The sequence below is a fragment of the Acidovorax cavernicola genome (assembly GCF_003581445.1).
In genome coordinates this window covers 1-1,810 of the sequence record NZ_QXMN01000179.1, presented here as the reverse complement: position 1 = coordinate 1,810, position 1,810 = coordinate 1, and the positions used below count along the sequence as shown (strand labels likewise).

The window sequence follows — 1,810 nt, the reverse complement described above, 5'->3', positions numbered from 1 at the left end:
CAGGTTACGGATGACCAGCGTCCAGCGCGCCTTGGCCGGAATGCCGAGCGCGCAGCGCAGGCACAGTTCGGCCTGCTCGCCCGCGCCTTCGAGGCACAAGGCGATGGGCAGGTCATCGATGACGATTTCTTCCGAAGAAATCAGCGCCGACGCCTCGAGGCCGACTTCTTCCGCCAGCGCAGACAGAAGAGCTTCATACGGCGCAACCATAGGTGATTCCTTGACCAATCAGTACATGGTGTCAGTAACACCGCGTCCCGCAAAGTTCCATCACCCATGACTGCTGCGCGCCCACCCCGGCGCGCCATGCAGTGGTCTCAGGCCTGGCCTTCGAGCAGGGCCACCAGGGTCACGCTCTTGAGGCCGGCCTCGATTTCCTGGCCGTCGTCGTTGTACTTCAACCAGGCCACGCCTTGCTTGGCCGGGCGGCGCTCGAGCATCAGGCGCGCCGGGCGATTGTTGTGCAGCACATGGACCACGGCATTGCGCAGCGCATCGGCGGCCGCCGCCTTGCCCGGCTTGGCCGGAGTCGCAGCAACGGGGGCCGCGGTCTTCGCGGCAGCAGCCGGGCTCGCCGGCGCAGCGCCCGGGGCCGGCTGCGGCTGGTTCTTCACGTCGAGGAATTCGCGCAGCAGCTTGACCGAGCCGCGGGTGATTTCCTGGTTGGCGTCGCCGAGCCAGGCCGTCACGTCCTGCGGCGTCTTCTTGTACGCGGTCATCAGTTCATTGACCACCGTCACATCGCGCACGCGACCGGTATTGAAGACCTGGGCCAGCGGCTCGGGCAGATCGAGCAGCGTCACGTGCTGCGAAATGAACGCCGGCGACTTGCTGATGGCCCGGGCGATGTCGCCTTTCTTCATGCCCTTGGCGAGTTCGCGGCCGATGAAGTCGGCGACTTCGCGCGCCGTCAGTTCATTGCGCTGCAGGTTCTCCACGACCTGGTCGGCTTCGTTGTAATCGTTGTCGATGAAGCCGGGAATCGTCGCCAGGCCCGCGCGCTGCGAGCCACGGAAGCGCCGTGCGCCGTGGTTGATGATGTAGCGGCCTTCGGCCTCGGGGTTCTCGCGCACCGAGATCGGCGTCTTGACGCCGCGCAGCAGAATCGATGCCGCGAGTTCTTCGAGGCTGTGTTCGGAAAAGCCCGGGTTGTCCTTGGTGCGCGGCTGGTGCGGATCTTCATCGATCAGCGCCATTTCCAGGGCCAGCGGGCCGCCGCCCTGGACGCTGGCTTCGGGGCCCGCGAGCAGCGCCGACAGGTCGCCCATCTCCTCCAGGCCCAGGCCGCCCATCACGGGGCTGGCCGGTTTCTTGTCCGCAGGAACAAAGGAAAAATTTTGCTTCTTCGCTGCAACTGTCATTGCGCAATCTCCATTTTGTCAAAGACATAGGCGGCCAGGCCACGCATTTCCTGCGTGGCTTTTCGGGCCGCGGTCTTGCGAATCTTCCAGACCGGAACACCAGAGGCCAGCGCATCCGCGATGCTGCTGCGCAGGCCGATGCTGACCGGAACAATCAATTGGGGGTAGGCCGCCTTGAGCTCGGCCAGGTGGCGCACATGGCGCGGATTGCGCGCGTCGACCTTGGACGGCACCATGCCCAGGAACTGCAGGCCGCGGTTTTCCTTGCGCACGTTCATGATGGTCGTGAGCATCATCCTGATGCCCTGGATGCTGTAGGCCTCGAGTTCGATCGGCGACAGCACGCAGTCGGCGGCGTACAGCGCCGCGACCAGGGCCACGCCCAGTCCGGGCGCGGTATCGATCAGGCAGATATCGAAGCCCTGTTCAGCCAGCGCCTCGATATTGGC

General features: G+C 65.0%; 3 protein-coding genes. All 3 read right to left on the bottom strand.

The window, feature by feature from the left end; translation table 11 throughout:
• Positions 1 to 210 (bottom strand): hypothetical protein (locus tag D3H34_RS32265; RefSeq protein ID WP_147400572.1); only part of this gene is annotated, 210 nt, incomplete at its 3' end.
• Between the two features lie 107 nt (positions 211 to 317).
• Positions 318 to 1,361, bottom strand: a complete 1,044-nt coding sequence (locus tag D3H34_RS32260; RefSeq protein ID WP_434057727.1) for a transcriptional repressor gene korB — start codon at positions 1,359 to 1,361, stop codon at positions 318 to 320.
• Positions 1,358 to 1,810: ParA family protein (locus D3H34_RS32255; RefSeq protein ID WP_147400571.1), on the bottom strand; the 453-nt coding region annotated here is incomplete at its 5' end. The genes D3H34_RS32255 and D3H34_RS32260, both read right to left, overlap by 4 nt.

Coding starts and splice junctions, on each gene's coding strand:
- D3H34_RS32260 (WP_434057727.1), bottom strand. CDS start 1,361: ATGACAGTTGCAGCGAAGAAGCAAAATTTTTCCTTTGTTCCTGCGGAC.